Origin of the sequence: Nocardia sp. NPDC005366 (assembly GCF_040606855.1) — a bacterium.
Lineage (GTDB): Bacteria > Actinomycetota > Actinomycetes > Mycobacteriales > Mycobacteriaceae > Nocardia.
Window position 1 is genome coordinate 34409 of record NZ_JBEXFQ010000037.1, and the last position, 20733, is coordinate 55141.

At 67.8% G+C, this 20733-nt stretch carries 15 protein-coding genes and 2 pseudogenes; 10 read left to right on the top strand and 7 right to left on the bottom strand.

The genetic code is table 11. From position 1 onward, the window contains the following. The first annotated feature begins 10 nt into the window (after positions 1 to 10). The 6 genes and pseudogenes from ABZS43_RS30920 (at position 11) to ABZS43_RS30945 (ending at position 5598) form a co-directional block, all read left to right on the top strand. Entirely contained in the window at positions 11 to 2851 is a 2841-nt protein-coding gene (locus ABZS43_RS30920) for a circularly permuted type 2 ATP-grasp protein (RefSeq protein ID WP_355039519.1), read from the top strand. After that, positions 2848 to 3753 (top strand): transglutaminase family protein, encoded by a 906-nt coding sequence (locus ABZS43_RS30925; RefSeq protein ID WP_355039520.1) that lies wholly within the window; start codon positions 2848 to 2850, stop codon positions 3751 to 3753. Before ABZS43_RS30920 ends, ABZS43_RS30925 begins: the two co-directional genes overlap by 4 nt. 6 nt (positions 3754 to 3759) lie before the next feature. After that, a pseudogene (locus ABZS43_RS30930) lies at positions 3760 to 3987 on the top strand (zinc-ribbon domain-containing protein); the annotation flags it as partial. Between the two features lie 126 nt (positions 3988 to 4113). Continuing rightward, positions 4114 to 4902 (top strand): annotated as a pseudogene (locus tag ABZS43_RS30935) (putative zinc-binding metallopeptidase); the annotation flags it as partial. 67 nt (positions 4903 to 4969) lie between these two features. Continuing rightward, positions 4970 to 5227, top strand: coding sequence for a type II toxin-antitoxin system prevent-host-death family antitoxin (locus ABZS43_RS30940; RefSeq protein ID WP_355039521.1), 258 nt, complete (start codon positions 4970 to 4972; stop codon positions 5225 to 5227). Beyond that, positions 5224 to 5598 carry a type II toxin-antitoxin system VapC family toxin gene (locus tag ABZS43_RS30945; protein ID WP_355039522.1) on the top strand — a complete coding sequence of 125 codons (375 nt, stop codon included), beginning with the start codon at positions 5224 to 5226 and terminating at the stop codon, positions 5596 to 5598. The genes ABZS43_RS30940 and ABZS43_RS30945 overlap by 4 nt, the downstream gene beginning before the upstream one ends. Before the next feature lie 5 nt (positions 5599 to 5603). Here ABZS43_RS30945 and ABZS43_RS30950 read toward each other — a convergent pair whose 3' ends face one another. From ABZS43_RS30950 to ABZS43_RS30970, 5 genes are all read right to left on the bottom strand, one after another. After that, positions 5604 to 6314: a glutamine amidotransferase gene (locus tag ABZS43_RS30950; protein ID WP_355039523.1), complete on the bottom strand. Its 711-nt coding sequence runs from the start codon at positions 6312 to 6314 to the stop codon at positions 5604 to 5606. Then, entirely contained in the window at positions 6311 to 7546 is a 1236-nt protein-coding gene (locus tag ABZS43_RS30955) for a MurT ligase domain-containing protein (RefSeq protein WP_355039524.1), read from the bottom strand. The genes ABZS43_RS30950 and ABZS43_RS30955 overlap by 4 nt, the downstream gene beginning before the upstream one ends. A 131-nt stretch (positions 7547 to 7677) precedes the next feature. Beyond that, the gene (locus ABZS43_RS30960; RefSeq protein ID WP_355039525.1) at positions 7678 to 8316 is read right to left on the bottom strand and encodes a pyridoxamine 5'-phosphate oxidase family protein; all 639 of its coding nucleotides are present in this window, start codon (positions 8314 to 8316) and stop codon (positions 7678 to 7680) included. Between the two features lie 65 nt (positions 8317 to 8381). Further along, on the bottom strand, positions 8382 to 10154 hold the full coding sequence (locus ABZS43_RS30965) for an FAD-dependent oxidoreductase (RefSeq protein ID WP_355039526.1): 1773 nt from the start codon (positions 10152 to 10154) through the stop codon (positions 8382 to 8384). 157 nt (positions 10155 to 10311) lie between these two features. Beyond that, positions 10312 to 11340: an EamA family transporter gene (locus tag ABZS43_RS30970; RefSeq protein ID WP_355039527.1), complete on the bottom strand. Its 1029-nt coding sequence runs from the start codon at positions 11338 to 11340 to the stop codon at positions 10312 to 10314. A gap of 124 nt (positions 11341 to 11464) precedes the next feature. Here ABZS43_RS30970 and ABZS43_RS30975 point away from each other — a divergent pair, with 124 nt between their 5' ends. Then, complete coding sequence (locus ABZS43_RS30975; RefSeq protein WP_355039551.1) at positions 11465 to 12361, top strand: LysR family transcriptional regulator; 897 nt, start codon at positions 11465 to 11467, stop codon at positions 12359 to 12361. Between the two features lie 48 nt (positions 12362 to 12409). Here the strand turns inward: ABZS43_RS30975 and ABZS43_RS30980 are convergent, their stop codons facing one another. Beyond that, on the bottom strand, positions 12410 to 14086 hold the full coding sequence (locus ABZS43_RS30980) for a MinD/ParA family protein (RefSeq protein WP_355039528.1): 1677 nt from the start codon (positions 14084 to 14086) through the stop codon (positions 12410 to 12412). Positions 14087 to 14387: 301 nt separating this feature from the next. Beyond that, positions 14388 to 16181 carry a 2-isopropylmalate synthase gene (gene leuA, locus ABZS43_RS30985; RefSeq protein WP_355039529.1) on the bottom strand — a complete coding sequence of 598 codons (1794 nt, stop codon included), beginning with the start codon at positions 16179 to 16181 and terminating at the stop codon, positions 14388 to 14390. 270 nt (positions 16182 to 16451) lie between these two features. On the opposite strand from leuA, the gene ABZS43_RS30990 reads away from it, so the two are divergent. The 3 genes from ABZS43_RS30990 (at position 16452) to ABZS43_RS31000 (ending at position 20656) form a co-directional block, all read left to right on the top strand. Then, the gene (locus tag ABZS43_RS30990; RefSeq protein WP_355039530.1) at positions 16452 to 17219 is read left to right on the top strand and encodes a sulfite exporter TauE/SafE family protein; all 768 of its coding nucleotides are present in this window, start codon (positions 16452 to 16454) and stop codon (positions 17217 to 17219) included. A gap of 51 nt (positions 17220 to 17270) precedes the next feature. After that, the gene (locus ABZS43_RS30995) at positions 17271 to 18941 is read left to right on the top strand and encodes an alpha/beta hydrolase (protein WP_355039531.1); all 1671 of its coding nucleotides are present in this window, start codon (positions 17271 to 17273) and stop codon (positions 18939 to 18941) included. Positions 18942 to 19036: 95 nt separating this feature from the next. Then, on the top strand, positions 19037 to 20656 hold the full coding sequence (locus tag ABZS43_RS31000; protein WP_355039532.1) for a GMC oxidoreductase: 1620 nt from the start codon (positions 19037 to 19039) through the stop codon (positions 20654 to 20656). The last annotated feature ends 77 nt before the right edge of the window (positions 20657 to 20733 follow it).

The following is a 20733-nucleotide window of genomic DNA, read 5'->3' on the forward strand; positions in this document are numbered from 1 at the left end:
GCGTGAAGCGATGAACCACGAAGTACCCGAGACCAACACTCGGGCCGATGTCCTCGAGTCCGGCCAGCGCAGCGACCACGAGAACTCGGCGGCGCGTGATGAACAGGGCTTGTTATGGAACGCGGGGGAAACTCGCCGACCCACGGTGCGTGAGCTGATAGCCGAACAGTTCGCGCGCTACCGGGCCGAGAGCGTCGCCTCCGGCGGTTACGACGAATGCGGGGGGCCGACCGCGGGCTACTACGACGAACTGGTCGACGCGGACGGTTCGGTCCGATCGATGTGGTCGGAGCTCTCGTCCGCTTTCGTCGACATCGGCACCAGCGGGCTGGGCAGACTCGATACGCGGGTGCGCAGACTGATCGAGGACGACGGCATCACCTATACCGAGGTGAACGGCTCGGGTGAGCCGGTCAAGCCGGTGCCGTGGCGGCTGGATCCGATCCCGCTGCTGGTATCCGCCGACGACTGGACCCGGCTGGAAGCCGGGCTCGTGCAGCGCTCGCGTGTGCTGGACGAGGTGCTCACCGATATCTACGGCTCCCGCCGCACCATTACCTCGGGGCTGCTGCCGCCCGAGGTGGTGTTCGGCAACAGTGGATATGTGCGGGCCGCGCACGGCATCACGATTCCCGGCCGACATCAGCTGTTCCTGCACGCCAGCGATATCAGCCGGTGGGGTGACGGGGAATTCCGGGTCATCGCGGACTGGGCGCAGGCGCCGTCGGGCGCCGGATACGCGATGGCCGATCGCCGTGTGGTGTCGACCGCGATTCCCGAGTCCTTCGAATACGCCGGCCCGCGCCCGCTCACTCCCTTCGTGCGGGCGATGCGGTTGATGCTGATCGAATCCGCGCCGGCCGCCGACGTGGACGACCCGATGGTGGTGGTGCTGAGTCCGGGTGCGCATTCCGAAACCGCCTTCGATCAGGCATATCTCGCCGCGACACTGGGCTTCCCGCTGGTCGAGAGCGCCGATCTGGTGGTGCGTGACGGCGCGCTGTGGATGCGTTCGCTCGGCACCCTGAAACGCGTGGATGTGGTGTTGCGCCGAGTGGATTCGGAATTCTCCGATCCGCTCGACCTTCGCCCGGATTCCCATCTCGGTGTGGTCGGTCTGGTCGAGGTGCTGCGCCGGGGCGCGGTGACCGTGGTGAACACCCTCGGCAGCGGTGTGCTCGAGAATCCGGCGCTGACCGGATTCCTGCCGCGGATTTCGCGCGCTCTGCTCGGCGAGGAATTGCTGCTCGACAGCACGCCGACATATTGGGGCGGCGACGACAGCGAGCGGTCGTATCTGCTGGCGAAACTGGATCGGCTGGTCATCCGGTCCGCGGTCGACGGTTCCACCCTGTTCGGTCCGGAGCTCTCGGCCGGACAACGCGACGATGTGAAGGCGCGCATCGAGGCGAACCCCTGGCAGTGGGTGGGGCAGGAGCCCGCCCAGTTCTCGGTGGCCCCCGCGGTGCAGGGCTACGGCGGATTGGCCGCCGCGCCGGTCGGCATGCGCCTGTTCTCGGTCGCGCGGCGCGGTGGCTATACGGCCATGGCGGGGGGTCTCGGCCAGTTACGGCAGCGGCTGGAACCCGATCGCGCGGTCATCAAGGTGGCCGCCAAGGATGTGTGGGTGCGCGCCGCACCGGCGCCGGTGACGGCGGTCGCGGCGGAACCACAGGCGGAGGAGCGGGCGCACCGGTCGCCGCCGATCGTCGAGGCGATCAGTTCGCCCCGTGTCCTCAACGATCTGTTCTGGATGGGCCGCTACAGCGAACGCGCCGAGTCGGTGGCCCGCCTGCTCATCGCCGCCCACGACTGCTACCAGGAATACCACTACCGCCCCTGGCTCGACGGTGCGGAAGCCCTCCCGGTCCTCATGTCGGCGCTGGCCAGGACCACCGGCACCATCGCCCCGCCCGCCGTCGCCTCCGGTCCGCCCGCCGAAACACCCCCCGTCCCGCAGCAACCCATGCAGCTTGCCCCACCGCAGGAGAATTCCGTCGCGGCGGGCGAGGATGCACGGGCGAGCCGCGCGCCGACGACGGCAGCAGCGTCGTCGGAGGGCCACGAGTACCTGGTGTCGCTGACCATCGATCGGGAGCTGCCCGGATCGCTGTCCTTCGCGATCGACCGGTACGGGTCGGCGGCGCGGGCGGTGCGCGATCAGCTGTCGCAGGACACCTGGATGATCCTGAGCGCGGTGGATCGGGCGCTCGCCGAATATCGCGGGACCGAGGAAGGCAGGGAGGCGGCGCTGTCGGCGGTGCATTCGCTGACCCTGGCGGCCCTGCTGTCGCTGTCGGGGATCGGGTCCGAATCACTGGTGCGCGACGCTGGTTGGTACGTCATGGATATCGGTAAGCGCATCGAGCGCGGGCTGGCGCTGACGGCACTGATGTCGGCGGCGTTGACGCAGAGCTTCCGCGGTGAGGCCCAGCAGGTGGTGACCGAATCGGTGCTGCGTGCCGCCGAATCGCTGGTGAGTTATCGTCGCCGACACCGGGATTCGGTGCGGATCGCGGCGGTGGCGGGGTTGCTGCTCTTCGACGCGAGCAATCCCCGGTCGCTGGCCTACCAGTTGGATCGGCTCGACGAGGATTTCCAGGAGTTACCGGGGGCCTCCGGATCGTCACGGACGCAACGACTACTGGCCGACGCGCAACGCATGCTGCGCCGGATGGATCCGGCCGATCTGGAGGCCACCGACGACGACGGCGAACGGACCGAACTCGCCGAGTTACTGGAAGGTGTGCACTTGCGGCTGCGCAAGATCTCGGAATCGTTCGAGACGACGAAACTTTCGCTGCCCGTGGGTATACAGCCACTGTGGGGCAGCACGAGGGTGGTCGGATGACCGGGCGCGATGGTTTCGCCCGTCGTTATCGGGTGGAGCACCGAACCAGATATTCGTATTCGGCCGAGGTCAGCAGTTCCTACGGCCGCGCCTACCTGACCCCGCGCGAATTTCCCGGGCAGCGTCTGGTTTCGCATGATCTGGCGATCGCGCCACTGCCGTCGGACCGTTCCGTCGGCACCGACGTCTACGGCAACACCACCGCGTATTTCCATGTGACGGCGCAGCACACCGAATTGCTGGTCACCGGGGTTTCGGTGGTGGATGTGCAACGCCCTGCCGCCGCGAGTGCGGACCTTCCGTGGGAGCAGGCTCGTCCGAGTGCCGTCGACGGCCCACTGGCGGTGGAGTTCACGTTGGATCTTCGTCCGCGGGAGATCACGCCCGAGGTCACCGCCTATGCGGCGAAATCGCTGACGCCGGGCCGCCCGCTGCTGGAGGCGGTGACCGAACTGAACACCAGGATTCACCACGACTTCGCCTATCGGTCCGGCTCCACCAATGTCTCGACCAGGGTGGCCGATGTCTTCGTCGCCCGCGAAGGCGTCTGCCAGGATTTCGCGCGTATCGCGGCGGCCTGCCTGCGTTCGCACGGTCTGGCCGCGCGCTACGTGTCCGGTTATCTGGCCACCGATCCGCCACCGGGTAAGGAACGTATGGTCGGGGTCGACGCCACGCACGCCTGGGCGGCGGTGTGGGCGCCGGGGGACGCGCCCTCGGACCGGACCGGGCACTGGATCGGTTTCGATCCGACGAATGATCAGTTCGCCGACGAACGGTACGTCACCGCGGCCTGGGGTCGCGACTACGCGGACGTGCCGCCCCTGCGCGGCATCATCTATACCGAAGCCAAGAAGAGCATCATCAGTGTGTCGGTCGACGTCGCTCCTGTGGAGGTTTGAACCCGAGTGCGAGATTTCATCTGCCCCAACTGCGGACAACAGCTCGCCTTCGAGAATTCGGTGTGCCTGTCCTGTTCCAGTCCACTCGGTTTCAGTCTCACCCTGCGGACCCTGCTCGTCATCGCCGATTTCGTCCCGACCGGCGACAACGGATATCTCAGCGGTGAGGTAGACGGCCGCCGCTACCGGCTCTGCGACAATCTGCATGTCGCCAAATGCAATTGGCTGGTACAGATTCCCGACGCACACCCCGGATCGGTATCGAATACCGGGACCGAACCGCGATCCGATGCCGGCCCGTCCTCGGAGTCGGATAGCGCGCTGGAACCGGCTCCGCCCGCCGCGAACAGCGGTCCGGCACTGTGTGAATCGTGCCGGTTGACCCGCATCCGCCCCAACGACGCCGACCCCGCGGGCCTCGACGCCTTCGCCGAGGCCGAGGCCGCCAAGCGCCGCCTCATCATGGAATTGGCCGAGCTGGGCCTTCCGATCGTCGGCCGCGACGAGAACCCCCGAACCGGTCTGGCCTTCGACCTGCTGTCCAGCGATACCGACCAGGTACTCACCGGCCATCAGAACGGCGTCATCACCCTGGATCTCGCCGAGGCGAACGATCCGCATCGCGAGCAGTTGCGGATCGAGATGGACGAGCCCTATCGCACCCTGCTCGGCCATTTCCGGCATGAGATCGGCCACTACTACTATTCGGTCCTCGTCGCCGATGATGCCGCGCGACAACGCTTCCTGGATCTATTCGGCAATCCGGACGCCGATTACCAGGCCGCGCTGGACGATCACTATTCCCACGGCGCCCCAGCCGGCTGGGAGGCCGATCACGTCTCCTCCTACGCCACCATGCACGCGGCCGAGGACTGGGCCGAAACCTTCGCCCACTACCTGCATATCCGCGACACCCTCGACACCGCCGCCGCATTCGGCTTCGCCCCGGCGGGCGCGACGCTGGACCGGCCGCAACCGGGACGGGCCGGTTTCGACAAGATCATCGACCTGTGGCTGCCGTTGGCGTGGGCGCTGAATATGGTGAACCGCTCCATGGGCCACCCCGATCTCTACCCGTTCGTGCTACCCGAACCGGTGCTGGAGAAGATGCGCCTGGTCCACGAGCTGTGCGCGACCGCGGCGGTCTGAGCCGACGCGCATCCGTTTCGCCACATCGGCAAGAATTATGGACTAACCTCTTAGCTAAGGAGGTGACGTGGTGGGCAGCGCAGCCGAACAGTTCAATATCCACGATGCGAAGACGAATCTCTCGCGGATCATCGAGCGAGTCGAGCGAGGTGAGGAGATCGTCATCAGCCGGGCCGGTCACCCGGTCGCAAAGGTTGTGCCGCTGATTCGTCGTGCCGAACATCGCGGTCGCGGGTCGCTGCGCGGGCGACTCACACTCGGGCCGGAGTGGGATTCCGCGGAGACGAACGCAGCGATCGCAGACGATTTCGGATCGATGCAGTGAGTCTGCTCCTCGACACCCACGTGGTGCTGTGGTGGTTGGCGGACGATCCCGCCCTGCCATCGGAGATCGCGGACCAGATCGACCACGATGTGGACGTGTACATCAGTGCCGCCACCCTGTGGGAGGTGTCGATCAAGCAGGCTACCGGCGAACTGGCAGGGCCGAGTGATCTTCCGGAACGTATCAGGGACTGCGGCTTCCTCGCGCTCCCCATCAGCCACGAGCATGCGATCGCGGCTGGTCGGCTGCCCCCGATCCATCGGGATCCGTTCGACCGGATGTTGGTGGCGCAGGCGCGGCACGAGGGGTTGACGTTGGCTACCCGAGATCCCTACTGCAAGAAGTACGACGTGGCGATTCTGGCTGTCTAGCGAGTTCAGGCGCGGAGGCGTTCGCGGCGGAGCTGGTCCACTTCGGGGAGGTCGAGGGGCGCGAGGGTATCGACACCGAGGGCGCGGCTGAGCAGCAGATCGGCCAGTTCCGGGTTGCGGGCCAGGGCAGGACCGTGCATGTAGGTGCCGAGGACCGAGCCGTGGACGACACCTTCCAACCCGTCGCCGACGCCATTGCCGACACCGCGCGTCACGCGGGCGAGGCCCGTCGCGTCGCCACCGAGTTTCGTTCCGCCCCTGTGGTTTTCGAAACCGGTGAGGGCGGCGGTGAGACCGGGCAGCAGCGGTGTGGTCGTGACTTCGCCGATGGCGCGCTTGGTCTGGGGAGAAGTGGTGACATCGATCATGCCGACACCGTCGACGCGTTCGCCGGTGGAGGTCTCGTACCAGTGCCCGAGCACCTGGATGGCCGCGCAGATGGCGAGGACGGGAACGCCGTTCGCGGCGGCCCGTTGCAGACCGGGATACCGTTGCAGATGCCGGGTGGCCAGTCGTTGCGCCGAATCCTCCGCGCCGCCGAGGGTGTAGATATCCAGCGATTCCGGAACCGGATCGGGCAGCGTGATCTCGACGATTTCGGCGTCGTAGCCCCGCATGCGCGCCCGCTGGCGCAGCACGAGGGCATTGCCGCCGTCGCCGTAGGTACCCATCACATCGGGCAGGACCAGCCCGATCCGCACGGTCGATTCACTCATGCCTTCGCCTCGAGGTCTCGGTTCAAATCCCGGAACGCGGTGTAATTCGCGAGCACTTCGACGTGACCCGCCGGGCAGGACGCGATCGCGCGTACCGGATCCGGCACCGTCGTGTGCTCCACCCCGGCGTAGGTGAGCCGGACCGCCAGATCGGTGGCGCGTTCACCGGACGCGACCACCTGCACACCCTCGAAATGCTCGAAGCGCACATCCCACAGCCAGGACAGATCCTCGCCGTCGGGCACCTGCCCGTTCACCGCGATCACCAGCCCCGCCGAAGACGGCTCGATCATGGACAGCGCCTCCTGCCAGCCCGCCGGATTCTTCGCCAGCAGCAGACGGGCGGCATGTTCACCGACCCGCACGGTGCGGTAACGGCCCGCGATCTCACGTACTGTCCCCGCCGCTGCCGCCGCCTGCCCGGCATCCGCGCCGAGCGCGACCGCGGCGGCGACGGCCTGCGCGGCATTGCCGCGATTGGCGCGACCGGGCAGGGCCAACGTCAACGGCAACCGCACGCCGTCCGGGCCCCGCAATTCCGTGCCGTCGAGCCACCAATTCGGTTCCGGCCGTTCGAAATCGGCACCGGTACTGCGCCAGTGCGCACCCTCCCACACGATCGGCTCACCGCTGCGCGGGCAACTGGTCGCATCCATGGCCCACCCGCTGCCCGCCGCGACCCACACCACATTCGGGTGGTCGTAGGCGATGGACGTCACGAGCACATCGTCACAATTGGCGATCACCACGGCATCGGGATGCTTCGCCAGACCCGCCCGCAACCGGCGCTCGATCATATTGATCTCGCCCACCCGATCCAGCTGGTCGCGGCTCAGGTTCAGCAGCACCACCGCCGCCGGATTCAGCGAATCGGCGACATGCGGCAAATGCAGCTCGTCCACCTCGATGGCGGCCAACTCCACGCCCTGATGCGCGCTCAGCGCGGCGACGATACCCGCGTCCATATTGGCGCCATCGGCCTGCGTGGCCACCTCACCCAAGGTCGCCAGTGCCGCCGTTGTCATCCTGGTCGTCGTCGATTTGCCATTCGTGCCGGTCACCAGCACGGTGCGCCGACCACGGCCGAGCTGATCCATGATCGTCGGATCGATTTTCAGCGCGATCAGCCCGCCGATCATCGAACCCTTGCCGCGACCCGCCCGCTGCGACGCCCACGACGCTGCCGCCGCGGCCCGCAGGGCGATCCGACCACGCACCGAAATCTCTGCCACGCGGTGAGTTTATGGGCTGGGACATTTTGCCGCGCGGGCGCGGCCGCGAACGGTCGCCCGTAAGACTCGCTCCGTGCGGGTCGGGAGAGTGCGCCCTCGCCTCGAACGTCGCGCTCGGAGTGCCAGCGTGGTCAGCCGCGGTAGAGCTTGGCGTTGTATGCCTCGGCGTAGTACGCCTCCAATTCCGCTACCGATTCGCTGACACCGGCCTGCACCTCTTTGACCAGGCGGGCGTGGCTGGGGAGGGAGTCTTGCGGCCAGTGTCGCGGCTCCCAGAGGCGGCTGCGGAGGAAGGCTTTTGCGCAGTGGAAGAAGATCTGTTCGATCTCGACCTCTATCGCGAGGATCGGCCGATGTCCCTGCACCACCATGTCGTCGAAATAGTCAGCCTCGCGCACCAGGCGGGCGCGGCCGTTGACGCGCAATGTCTCGCGGCGGCCGGGGATGAGGAAGATCACGCCGAGGTGGGGGTTGGACAGGATGTTCAGGTAGCCGTCGGCGCGGCGGTTGCCGGGGCGTTCGGGGATGCCGAGGGTGGTGTCGTCGAGAACTTTGACGAAACCCGCGGGATCGCCCTTCGGGGAGGCGTCGCAGTTGCCGTCGGCGTCGCTGGTGGCGATCACGATGAATGGGGAGTTGGCGATCCATTCGCGGTCCCTGGCGTGCAGGGTTACGCGTTCCTTGGCGGCTGCGCGGGGCGCCACCTCCCCGAGTAATCGGCGTAGTTCCGCCGGGTCGGTGATCTCGTTGGTGCCCATGATCTCGCCCATACCTCGATTCAACACCCGTCGGTATGCTGTCGGAGGCGAATTCGGTTCGGGGCGAGGGAGATCGATCACACCGCCCGATCGAACAGATTGGGCTGCCCGGCGGCGTAGCGATCCGCGTCGATCTGACGCAGCGGTTCCAATTCGACGGCACGGTACATCTCGAACATCCGGCAGCGCGCGGCGTTCGACCCGGCGACGTCGAGCAGCGCGTTCACCGCGGCGCGCGCGGATTCGTTGGCCCCCTCCATGGTCGCGAGATCCACATTGGTGCGCACGTAATCACCGGCGAGGAACAGGTTCTCGATCGCCGCGTGCGCCTCGGGGCGGCACTGCCAGGAACCGGCGGTATTGATCAACAGCGGGTCGGTGTTGGCATTGCGACCCTGCGCGGCCTGCCAGGTGATCGCGGGATCGAGGAACCAGGAATGCAGGTCGGCGTCGCGCAGGGATTCGCCGGTGTCGTCGAGATGTTCGATCATCTGCGCCCAGACCTCGCGCGCGATCTCCTCGTGGGTGCACTCTTTCGCGGGTTTGCCGTAGAGCACACCGGGGGTGTTCCAGTCGGAGATATCGACCGAGAGGCAGTCCTGCACGGTGCCGTCGCCGTACTGGGGCAGTTTGCGCGACCAGTGCTGATTCTGGCTGATCGAGGTGAGCGACCACGGTGCGTCGATATAGGCGGTGTGCCCGCGTGAGATATCCGACGGCCGCCGCAGATAGAACTGGATGCCGGTCATCCAGTCGACGACGAGCCGGTCCATCGCCGCCAATTCCGGCTGCAGTTCGAGGATGTCGGGCGACCACAGGGTGCGGGCCAGTTCGGCGGGAAGCGCGACGACGAAGTAGTCGGCCTCCACCGTGCGTGCCCCGTCGGCGTCGACGATGCGCGCCGCCGCGATCCTGCGGTCGCGCACCTCGAGTCCGCGTACTTCCGCGCCGAGGGCGAATCGGACGCCGAGTGCACGCAGGTGCTGGGTCCACGGGTCGATCCACGCGGCATTGGTCGGCCCGTTCAGCACTCGGTCCAGCGCGCCGTCGTTACCGACCTCGAAGGGGTTGCCGAGGAACTGTTCACCCATCGTGCCGATGGTGCGCACGCTGGCGACACTCTCCTTGGCGGCGACCATGATGCTGGTCAGCGCACGCGAGAGCAGTGCGCGGAATTCGTGGGAACGCCGACGCGCGCCGACGAAATCGTGCCAGGCCATCCCTTCCCACTGGCCGAGCCGCCTGGCGTCGGAGCTGGTGTTGAAGACGAGCAAACGGTTGGCGAACCACAGACCCTCGGACGCGGGCAGTTTCAGCGAGGTGGAGATCGCGGCGCCGACGGTCTCGAGGAATGCCTCCGGCGTCGGTGCGGTGCGCGCGCTGGGGCCGAGCGGCAGCACGCGGAAGTCGTCGCCGTCGCGCCGGGCGAAGCGAGCCTCCGGCACCGCGAGCAGATTGCCCCGGACCCCGTCGGCGTTGCCCGCGAACGGAATACGTCGCATGGTGTCCGGAATGTGCTGGTAGAAGCCGGGGAAGAAACGGAATCCGTGTTCGCCGGGCAGATCCGGCCGCCCGTCGGAACCGGTGTCGGGCACCGGAATGCTTCGTGCCTTTCCGCCCAGTGCGCGCCGCTCGTAGACGGTCACCTGGAAGCCGCGTTCGGCCAGCTCGTGGGCGGCCGTCAAGCCCGCGACACCGCCGCCGAGTACCGCGACGCGCGGACCCGCCTCTGCGGCGGCGTTCGCCGGTCTCAGCGCGCCGGCCGAAAGACCGCCTGCTGTCGCAACCCCCATCGCCATCGTGCCGCGAATCATCGATCTACGCGAGACGGCCCATCGTTTGTCTGCCATGCGCTTCTCTGCTGCCTAGCTTTCCGGGACCTAACCTTCACCGCCGCACCCACCATAAAGTGGCGACTCCCGGTCGACCGACCCACCCCGGACGCCGCGGGCGGACCACCGTCGGTAAGGAGCGTCGACCGGCCGCACAAGTACAGGCGTCCAGAGACTACCGCCGCGCGGCGGCGAGCAGGGCGCCTTCGCCGCAGATTTCCGCTGTTCGACCTTCGGAGGACACCGCGCCGACGCTGTGCGATGTCGCCTGCGTGTCGATGCCGGCGTGCGGCGGCGCCGAGGCGGCGCTGATCGGTTTCGGCACGGGCACGCTGGCGGAGGTGGCGGTGAACGCGCCCGCGATGACGACCGCACCGCCGAGCAGCGACATGACGGTGGGGGTCTCGTGGAGGAACGCCCACGCGGCGGCGATGCCGACGACAGGCACCAGCAGGGAGAACGGGGCGACCGTGCCCGCCGGATATCGGCCCATCAAGTAGGTCCACAAACCCGAACCAACGATGCTGGCGAGGATCGCGATATAGGCCAGTGCCACGAGCGCGGGCCAGCCGGTGTGGGAGAACGAGGCGGCCAGATCACGCAGTCCCGTGGTCGGTCCCTCCGTGCACGCCGACAGCAGCATCAGCGGCGCGGGAGGTATCACCGCCATCCACAGGGTGAGATGCAGCGGGTCGAAACCGGGTGAGGTGCTGCCCGCGAGCCTGGCTCCGACATTGCCGAAGGCCCAGCCGAGTCCGCCCGCCAGGGTGAGCAGCACCGGCAGCAGGGCCGCGTGTTCGAGCCGGTCCCAGCCGATCACCGCCATCCCTGTCATCGCGACGCCGATACCCGCCACCTGTAGCGGGCGGATGTGCTCGCGCAGGAAAACCGCGCCGAGCAGCACCGTGAACGGGGCAGACGATTGCAGCACGAGCGAGGCGAGGCCGGTCGGCATGCCGGTCCGCATCGCGGTGTAGAGGAAGGTGAACTGAAGGATGCCGAATCCGGTGCCGTACAGCAGAATCCAGCGCCACGGCACCCGAGGACGGGGGACGAACAGCAGCACCGGCACCGCGATGACGGCGAACCGGAGCGCGGCGAAGAAGAAGGGAGGGAGGTGATCGAGGCCGATGCGGATGGCGAGGAAATTCAGGCCCCACAGCAGGACGACGGTTAGTCCGAGTAGGCGGTCGCGGATGGTCATGCCTCCCATCGTCGGAGCAGGAAAGCATCAGGACAATCGAATTAATATGGACTATTCATGTAGTAATGCTTCACGATTACCCCGCGAAAGGAATGCGATGCCGGATCTGTCGAGCGGCGCGTCGATGTCGGTGGAGCGGTTGCGGGTCCTGCGTGAACTGGCCGACCGCGGCACCATCGGCGCGGTGGCCGCGGCCATGTCGATGACTCCGTCCGCCGTGTCCCAGCGACTCGAGGTGCTGGCCAGGGAGGCGGGCGTCGCCCTGCTCGAACCCGATGGGCGACGGGTCCGGCTCACCGACGCAGGCCACGCGCTCGTGGTGCGCGCCGATGAAGTGCTGGCCGCCATGGATCGCGCGGTGGCGGAGATGGCGCACTATCGCGGCTCGCCGCGTGGGCGGGTGCGGGTCGCGGTGTTCCCCTCCGGCGGTGCGCTGCTGCTGCCGCATGTGCTCACCGCGACGGCGGACAGCGGCGTCGATGTCATCGCCAGCGACGAGGATGTGCCGCCCGCGGACGTCGCCCGGTTGCTGGCCGATTACGACATCGTGCTCACCCACCGCGACGAACGCGCGCCGTCGATATCGGGCGCGCGCATCGCGGCCCACGTGCTCATGCGCGAACCTATCGACGTGGTCGTCGCCCCCACCCATCGTCTTGCCGGGAAGTCCTCGGTGACCCCGGCGGAATTGGCCGACGAGATATGGATCAGCGTTCGCGGCGGTTTCCCGGTGGACGACGTTCTGCGCTCGATCGCGACCATCACCGGTGTGGAACCGCGAGTAGCGCAGCGTCTCAATGATTTTCGGGTGATCGAAACGGTGGTGGCGGCCGGATACGGTGTCGCGCTGATGCCGCGTTTCGCCGTGGCGCACCCCGGTCTCGCAGTGCTGCGTCTCTCGGGTGTGCGCGCGGCCCGCGCGTACGAACTCGCGACGCGCCCCCATGCGGCGAAACGGCCCGCTGTCGCCTCGGTTCTCGGGGCATTTCGCACGGCGGCGGCGCGGGTAACCGATGGATAGCGAACGGCCCGGCGCGACAGCGCCGGGCCGACAAAGGGATTCGCTGTCTCAGTACACGCCGGGAGGGCCGGGTTGCCGGTACTGCTGGGAGCCGATGTAGCCGAAATCGTCGGCGACCATGGCCGCGAGTTCGAGCAGGGCGCGGCGGGTCGGCTTGCTGACCAGTTCCAGGTCGATTTCCGCGCCTTCGGCCAAATGGTCGTCGAACGGGACGACCTGGACGGCGCGGGTGCGATCGAGGAACAGTCTGCGCAACTGTTCGAGGTCGATGGTGGACGCGCCGCGACGAGAGGCGTTGACCACGACCACGGTTCGCTCGACGAGTTTGCCGTACCCGTGGTGGTCGAGCCAGTCCAGCGTCGCGGAGGCGCTGCGCGCGCCGTCGATGGCCGGCGAGGTGACAAGTACCAGGGAACTGGCCATGTCCAGGACGCCGGACATCGCCGAATGCATCAGTCCGGTACCGCAATCGGTGAGAATGATGTTGTAGAAGGATTGCAGTATGCCGATCGCCTTGCGGTAGTCGGCTTCGCTGAACGCCTCCGATACGGCCGGATCCTGCTCCGAGGCGAGTACTTCCAGTCGGCTCGGGGCTTGAGAGGTGTGGGCGCGGACATCGGAGTACCGGGAGATCTGCTGATCCTCCAGCAGATTGCGGACCGTGGACCGGGTCTGGCGCGGCACCCGGTGCGCGAGGGTGCCCAGATCGGGATTCGCGTCGATCGCGATGACCCGGTCGCCGCGCAGCGACGCGAAGGTGGAGCCGATGCCAACGGTGGTCGTCGTCTTGCCGACGCCACCCTTCAGCGACAGGATCGCGATCCGATAATCGCCGCGCACAGGCTGATTCACCCGTTCGACGAGATCGCGGTGGACGAGGTCGGCCGCGGATTCGCCCGGATTGATCGCGCCGCCGGACGCCTTGTGCAATGCGCGACGCCACCCGCTGCGCGGCGCTCGGCGAGCCCGCTTGAGCAGGTTCAGATCATTGACCGAATGGCCGGGCTGGCCGGGCTGCTGCATATGCTGCGGCTGAAACGCCTGCTGCGGTGGTGATCCGGGCGCCGCGCCCTGCCAGATCTGGCCGGGCCCGGTCTGGCCGATGGGGCCGCCCGGATTGGGAACACCGGGCGGGGTATTGGGACCACCGGGCGGCTGATACATCGGGGGCGGCGGCGCCATCGGCGGCTGCTGGGCGGGCGGGGGCGGCGGAGCCCAGCTGTAGATGGGGCTCTGATGTTCCTGTCCCGCAAACGCTTCGGGATAATCCTGGGTGCCGCGTCCGTCGGGGGGCGTCTCCTGGCGGTACTCGCCGTACTGCGGACCCTGCTGGTGTGGGTCGGGCGGGGCGAGCGGATGGTTGCCGCTGTGCTGTTCGGGTGCGGGCTGATACGGCCCGCCCTGATACGGCGGATAGGGTCCGCCCTGATAGGGCGGCGCGAACTGCTGCTGTTCGGCGGGCGGCGCGAAACCTTCGACAGGCCCGTAACTCTGCGGGCCCCCCTGCGGCGCATAGGTGTTCTGATCCGCGGGCCCGGTCGGGTATCCCGGGTACTGCTGTTCCTCCGGCAGCGGCGCGGATTCGGCTTCCCGCACCGGAGTGGCGGTGGCTTCCGGTCGTTCCTGCCCGCGCTCGGCGGCCGCGTCGGCGGCCGAGGTCTCGCTCGAATCATCGTGCGCCGCGGACCCGCTCGCGGAATCGGTGGTGACGTCGGCCGTATCCACCGAATGACTCTGCAGCCAGGGCGGAGAAGTCGGGTTATGGTCGTTGTTTGTCACAGTTCCCCCATCTGCTCGGGAGCGAGCAGAGAGCTCGGCGCTTGAGTGCGAATCAACGCTAGCACGGGGTTCACGGCCCCGCGCCACGGTACTTATAGCGGACGCGCCGGGTGACACGCCGGTTGCGACGACTGTTCACCGGTCGCGGAAACACTGATTGTCTTTCTCCCCCAGCAGGTTAGAGGGCCGGACATCGAACCGCCCGTAAGCGTGATGTCCGGCCCTCAACGGTACTCGGGTGTCGCGCTCAGTGCGCGCGGTTGACCGCGCTGACCACGGCGCGCAACGAGGCGGTGGTGATGGAGGTGGCGATGCCGACACCCCAGACGACCTTGTCCCCGATGGCGCATTCGACGTAGGCCGCGGCCTGCGCGTCGTCACCCGCGGACATGGCGTGCTCGGAGTAGTCGAGTACTCGCACGTCGAAACCGACGGTGGCGATGGCGTCGACGAACGCGGCCAGCGGTCCGTTACCGGAACCGGTGATCTCCTGCTCGACCCCGTCCACCTTCACCACGGCGGTGATGGAGTCGACGCCGCCGTCGGTTTCGGACGCGGTCACCTTCTGGCGGATCCGCTCCAACGGCAGGATCGGGGACAGGTACTCCTCGGAGAAGACGTCCCACATCTCCTTCGGCGTGACCTCCCCGCCTTCGCCATCGGTGATCTTCTGGACGGCCTGGGAGAATTCGATCTGCAGTCGGCGCGGCAGCACCAACCCGTGATCGGTTTTCATGATGTAGGCGACGCCGCCCTTGCCGGACTGCGAGTTGACCCGGATGACGGCCTCGTAGGTACGGCCCACATCCTTCGGGTCGATCGGCAGGTACGGCACCGCCCACACGATGTCGTCGACATCGGAGTCGGCGGCGTCCGCGGCGACCTTCATCGCGTCCAGACCCTTGTTGATGGCGTCCTGGTGCGAGCCGGAGAACGCGGTGTAGACCAAGTCGCCGCCGTAGGGGTGACGTTCGTGAACCGGCAGCTGGTTGCAGTATTCGACGGTGCGGCGGATCTCATCGATATCGGAGAAATTGATCTGCGGGTCGACGCCGCGCGAGAACAGATTCATCCCCAGCGTGACCAGGCAGACATTGCCGGTGCGCTCGCCGTTGCCGAACAAGCAGCCCTCGATGCGGTCGGCGCCGGCCTGGTAGCCCAGTTCGGCGGCGGCCACCGCGGTGCCACGGTCGTTGTGCGGATGCAGCGACAGCACGATCGAATCGCGGCGGGCCAGGTTGCGGCTCATCCACTCGATCGAATCGGCGTAGACGTTCGGGGTCGCCATCTCGACGGTCGCGGGCAGGTTGATGATCATCGGCTTCTCGGGTGTCGGCGCGATGATCGCGGTGACCGCGTCGCAGACCTCCCTCGCGTAATCCAGCTCGGTGCCGGTGTAGGACTCCGGGCTGTACTCGTAGCGCCAATTGGTGTCCGGGTAGCGCTTCTCCACCTCCAGGCACAGCGTCGCGGCGTCGGTGGCGATCTTCTTCACCGCGTCGCGCTCGGCGCGGAAGACGACCTTGCGCTGCAGGATCGAGGTGGAGTTGTAGAAGTGCACGATGACGTTGCCCGCGCCCACGCATGCCTCGAAGGTGCGTTCGATCAGTTCGGCGCGACACTGGGTCAGCACCTGGATGGTGACGTCGTCGGGGATCGCGCCGTCCTCGATGATCTCGCGCACGAAGTCGAAATCGGTCTGGCTGGCCGAAGGGAATCCGACCTCGATCTCCTTGTAACCCATGCGCACCAGCAGGTCGAACATGCGGCGCTTGCGGGCCGGGCTCATCGGGTCGATCAGGGCCTGGTTGCCGTCGCGCAGGTCGACGGCGCACCAGCCGGGGGCGCGGTCGATGACCCGCTCGGGCCAGGTGCGGTCGGCCAGGATGATCGGCTCGACCTCCTCGGCGAACGGCCGGTAGCGGAAGGTCGGCATGGACGAGTTCTTCTGCGTGTTCCAGGCGGGCTGGTCGGCGGGCGCAGGCTTCGACGGGGCCGAAATGGTGCGCGTGCCGGATACGAAGGCGTCAGCGGGGGACATGCGATTTCTCCAGGGTGTGGTGGATCCCGTGTGGGTCGACCGGCGCGGCGAAACCCCGCGACGGGAGCCGGTCCGATTAGACCCCGTCGCGGCGTTCGAGAAGGAGCGCCCGCAGCATGATGCGCCCAGTTTAGCGTGCCGCAATCAACGGGCCAACGCAGGTCCCCCATCGTCGGGTCATCCGATGACGACCCGCTAGCGTTTCGGCGTCCGAACTGAACGCTCGTACGGGTGGTGACCCGGCGGGACGTCGAAGGAACCGTTCAAACTATGACCTGGCTGGAAATGCTGGCCGTCTTCGCCGCGGGTATCGCGGCAGGCGGCATCAACACCATCGTGGGATCGGGCACCCTGATCACCTTCCCGGTGCTGCTCGCCTTCGGGCTGCCGCCGGTCACCGCGAATGTGTCCAACACGATCGGTCTCGTGCCCGGTTCCATCAGCGGCGTCATCGGATATCGGCGCGAACTCGCCGGGCAGCGTGCCCGGTTGCTGCAACTCGGTACCGCCTCCCTGCTCGGCGGCATCACCGGCGCTGTGTTGCTGCTCACCCTGCCCGCCGACGCCTTCAAGGCCATCGTCCCCGTGCTGATCATCGCGGCCTTGATCCTCGTTGTGGTGCAGCCGAGGCTGGCGCGCTGGGTCAAGCGGCGCCGCGACGGCGATACCGGACCCGCGCCCGAACACGGCGGCCCGATTCTGCTGGCGGCGGTCTACGCGACCGGTATCTACGGTGGTTATTTCGGCGCGGCCCAGGGTGTGCTGCTGATCGGGTTGCTCGGTGTCTTCGTGCACGAGGATATGCAGCGGCTCAACGGTGTGAAGAATGTGCTCGCCCTGATCGTCAACGCGGTCTCGGCGGTGATCTTCATCGCGGTCGCCGAGGTCGACTGGATCGCCGTCGCGTTGATCGCGGTCGGTTCGATCATCGGCGGGCAACTCGGCGCTACGGTGGGCAGGCGCATGTCGCCGACCGTGCTGCGCGCGGTGATCGTCGTGGTCGGCACGATCGCGGTGATCCGGCTGCTCACCTCGTGAGCGCCTGCGCGGCCGCCGATCCGTCGATGTCGGCCGAAGGAGGATCCAGGGTTGAATTCGTCACTGAGGATGACGACCGGCTGCCCCCTCGCATCGGACGATGGTGACGTGCGTAGCTGGAAGAAGATGGCAGTCGCGGCCTTGGTCGTGGCGCTGCCCGTGTCGAGTGGGTGCGGCCCGGTGACCGAGCACGAGTCGGCGGTCGCCGAACTCGTCGCGCAGGCCGACGCCGTACCGACGCCGCAGCTGGACTGGGCGGTATGCGCGGAGCCGGGATTGAGCCGCTACGAATGCGCGACCGCCGCGGTGCCGCTGGATTACGCCAGCCCCGATGGCGAGACCATCACCCTCGCCGTCGTCCGGCAGCCTGCCTCCGATCCCGCGCACCGGATCGGCACCCTGTTCGCCGCTGTCGGCGGTCCCGGCGGATCGGGCCTGGAATGGGCCGCGAAGGGCGCGCTGGTCCCCGGCGAGGTGAGTCGCCGATTCGACGTGGTCACCTTCGACCAGCGCGGCGTCGGCCGCAGCGCGCGGGTCAAATGTTTTGCGAACGACGAGGAAAAGCGCGGATTCTGGACCGCGACGACGATTCCGCCGGTCACCGCCGAACAGCAGGCGGCGGCCGAGCGGGCCGCGAGGGCGCTGGCGGCGGGATGCGCGGCGTACAGCGGCGCGCTGTTGCCACATCTGACCACCGTCGACGCCGCGCGGGATCTGGATCTGCTGCGCCGGGCGGTCGGCGACTCTCAGCTGACCTACCTGGGCGGTTCGCACGCGAGTTATCTGGGCCAGGTGTACGGCGCGCTGTTCGGGGAGCGGGTCAGGGCACTGCAACTGAGCGCGGTACTCGATCCGGACGCCTACACGCGCGACGCCACGGCCGCCGTCCTCGACACCGCGACGGGCGCCGAGGACGTGCTCGGCGAATTCCTCCGGCTGTGCGCTTCGGCGAAGACCGCGTGCGCCTTCGCCGAAGCGCCGATATCGACCGCCGCCGGATCCACCGAGCGGGGGACATCGGGCCGGTCGACCGGCGACCTGCGGGCGCGCTACGACGCGCTGCTCGCCGGACTCGCACGCGGTCCGATCACAGTCGGGTCCGGCGAGCACGCCGTCCAGGTGACCTACGCCCAGGTCGTTGCGGCCCTGACGCCGCTGTTGTACGACCCAGGGAAGGGCTGGCCCGCCATGGCCGAGTTGCTGGCCGCCCTCGACAGCGGCCACGCGGGCAACGCCGACGCGGTACGGGCAATCCTGGCCGCAGGCGCCCTCGACGTCGATTTCCTGGACTCCTTCACCGCTATCTCCTGCGCGGACAGCACCTTTGCGCGTCAGCCCGAAATATGGCCGCAACTGGCGAGCCGATTCGCGGCGACCGCGCCGACCTACGGCGCCTTCTTGCTGTACCTGCGTCAGCCGTGCGCCGCATGGCAGGCACCCGCGGACGGATATCCCCAGCGCTACACCGGCCCGTGGACGCTCAGCGCCGACAAACCGGCGTTGCTGATCAACAATCGGTTCGATCCCGCGACGCCGCTGCCGTTCGCGCAGCGCGCGCAGCAGGCCATGGTGAACGCGCGTCTGGTCGTTGTCTCCGACGGCTACGGTCACGACCCGGATAACGAATGCGCCCGTCACCTGCGCGAGCGCTACCTGGTCGACCTGCAACTCCCGGCTCCCGGCGCGACGTGTTCCGCCGATTCCGCGCCCTTCGCCCGCTGACCGCGGGTTCGTGATTTCTCCGGCGGGGGACGGTGTGGTCGGAATGCCGGAATACCGGTAGTCTGCGCTCGGCCATAGGTGATTTTGGAGGTCCGGTGGACAGACGCGCCTTCTTACGGGGAGCCGCGGCGGCGGCGTTGTTCGGTGCCGCCGGTACCGCGATGAGCGCTCGCCCCGCGGCGGCGGATCCGGTCTGGTCCAACCTGTTCCGCGACTGGGTTCCCGAGATCTTCGCGCCGCTGCCCGATCCTCCCGAGCATTCCCCCGCCATCGTCATCGGCTCCGGATTCGGGGCCTCGGTCACCGCGCTGCGGCTGGCGCAGGCCGGTGTCGCCAATACCGTGCTCGAGCGCGGTTCGCAGTGGCCCAACGACCCGTGGCGCGAGATCTTCACCGGTGACGACCTCCCCGACGGCCGCGGTTTCTGGCATCGCACCAGTTTCACCGGTGTCACCAAAGTACCGATGCAATGCGCGAGTTTCGGCGGCGTGCTCGACTGCACCACCTACCCGGGCATCGACGTGTGGCGGGCCGCGGCGGTCGGCGGCGGTTCGGTGATCTTCACCGGCGCGATGGTCGCCCCGGAACGCAGGTTCTTCGATCACATCTTCGGCGGCGTCGTCGATTACGGCGAACTGGACCGGGTCTACTACCCGCGGGTGCGGGATATGTTGCGGCTCAACCCGATTCCTTCGGATATCTACGCGTCGAAACCCTTCACCCATTCCCGGGCCTGGGACGATCAGGTGCGCAAGGCGGGATATCAACCGCTGCCCAATGATTCGGTGTTCAACTGGGACATCCTGCGCGCTGAACTCGCCGGAACCACCCGCGCGTCGGCCACCGTGGCGCGCAGCAATCTCGGCAATTCCAACGGCGCGAAATTCGATCTGAACCAGAACTACCTGAAATACGCCAGGGAGACCGGGAAGTCGGCGATCTTCCCCGGCCATCGCGTCGACGCCATCGCCCAGGAGGCGGGCGGACGTTTCGCGGTCACGGTGACCAAGCTGTCGCCCACCGGCGAGAGCCTCGGCGTTCGCACCCTGACCTGTGACCGCCTGTTCCTCGGCGCGGGCTCGATCGGCACCTCCGAACTGCTGGTCCGCGCGCAGGCCACCGGCACCCTGCCGAAACTCAACGAGCACATCGGCGACGGGTGGGGTACCAACGGGGACGTGGTACTCGCCCGCGGCGCGAGTGCCGTCGGCGGGTTCGGACAGGGCGTGCCGAGCGCGAGCAGGATCTTCGACGAGCGAGCCGTGCCGGTGACCCTGGAGAACTGGTACATCCCCGGCATTCCCTTCGAAACCGGCGCACTCGCCTCCCTCGGCATGGTGCTCGACCCCGCCCGCACACGCTTCGGCTACGACCGGGCGGCGAACACGGTCGCCCTGAGCTGGTCGGCGCGCAACCGGGAGGAGACCACCGCCGCGGCCCGCGCCGTCGACCGCAGGGTCGCCGAGGCGGCGGACGCCCTCGTCGAATACGGCGCCCTCGGCTACGACGCCAACGCGCTGTTCACCGCCCATCCGCTGGGCGGCGCGGTACTCGGCAAAGCCACCGACGGGTACGGGCGCGTGCACGGTCATCCCGGCCTGTACGTCATGGACGGCGCGGCGATTCCAGGCAGCACCGGCACGGTCAACCCGTCACTCACCATCACCGCGCTCGCCGAACGCAATATCGAAGCCATCATCCGCGAGGGTCGCTGACCACACGCGATCACAGGTACGCGCCGCGCCGGTATTGATCACGGCGCGCGACGCCGGTATCGGCCGCCGTCGCGACT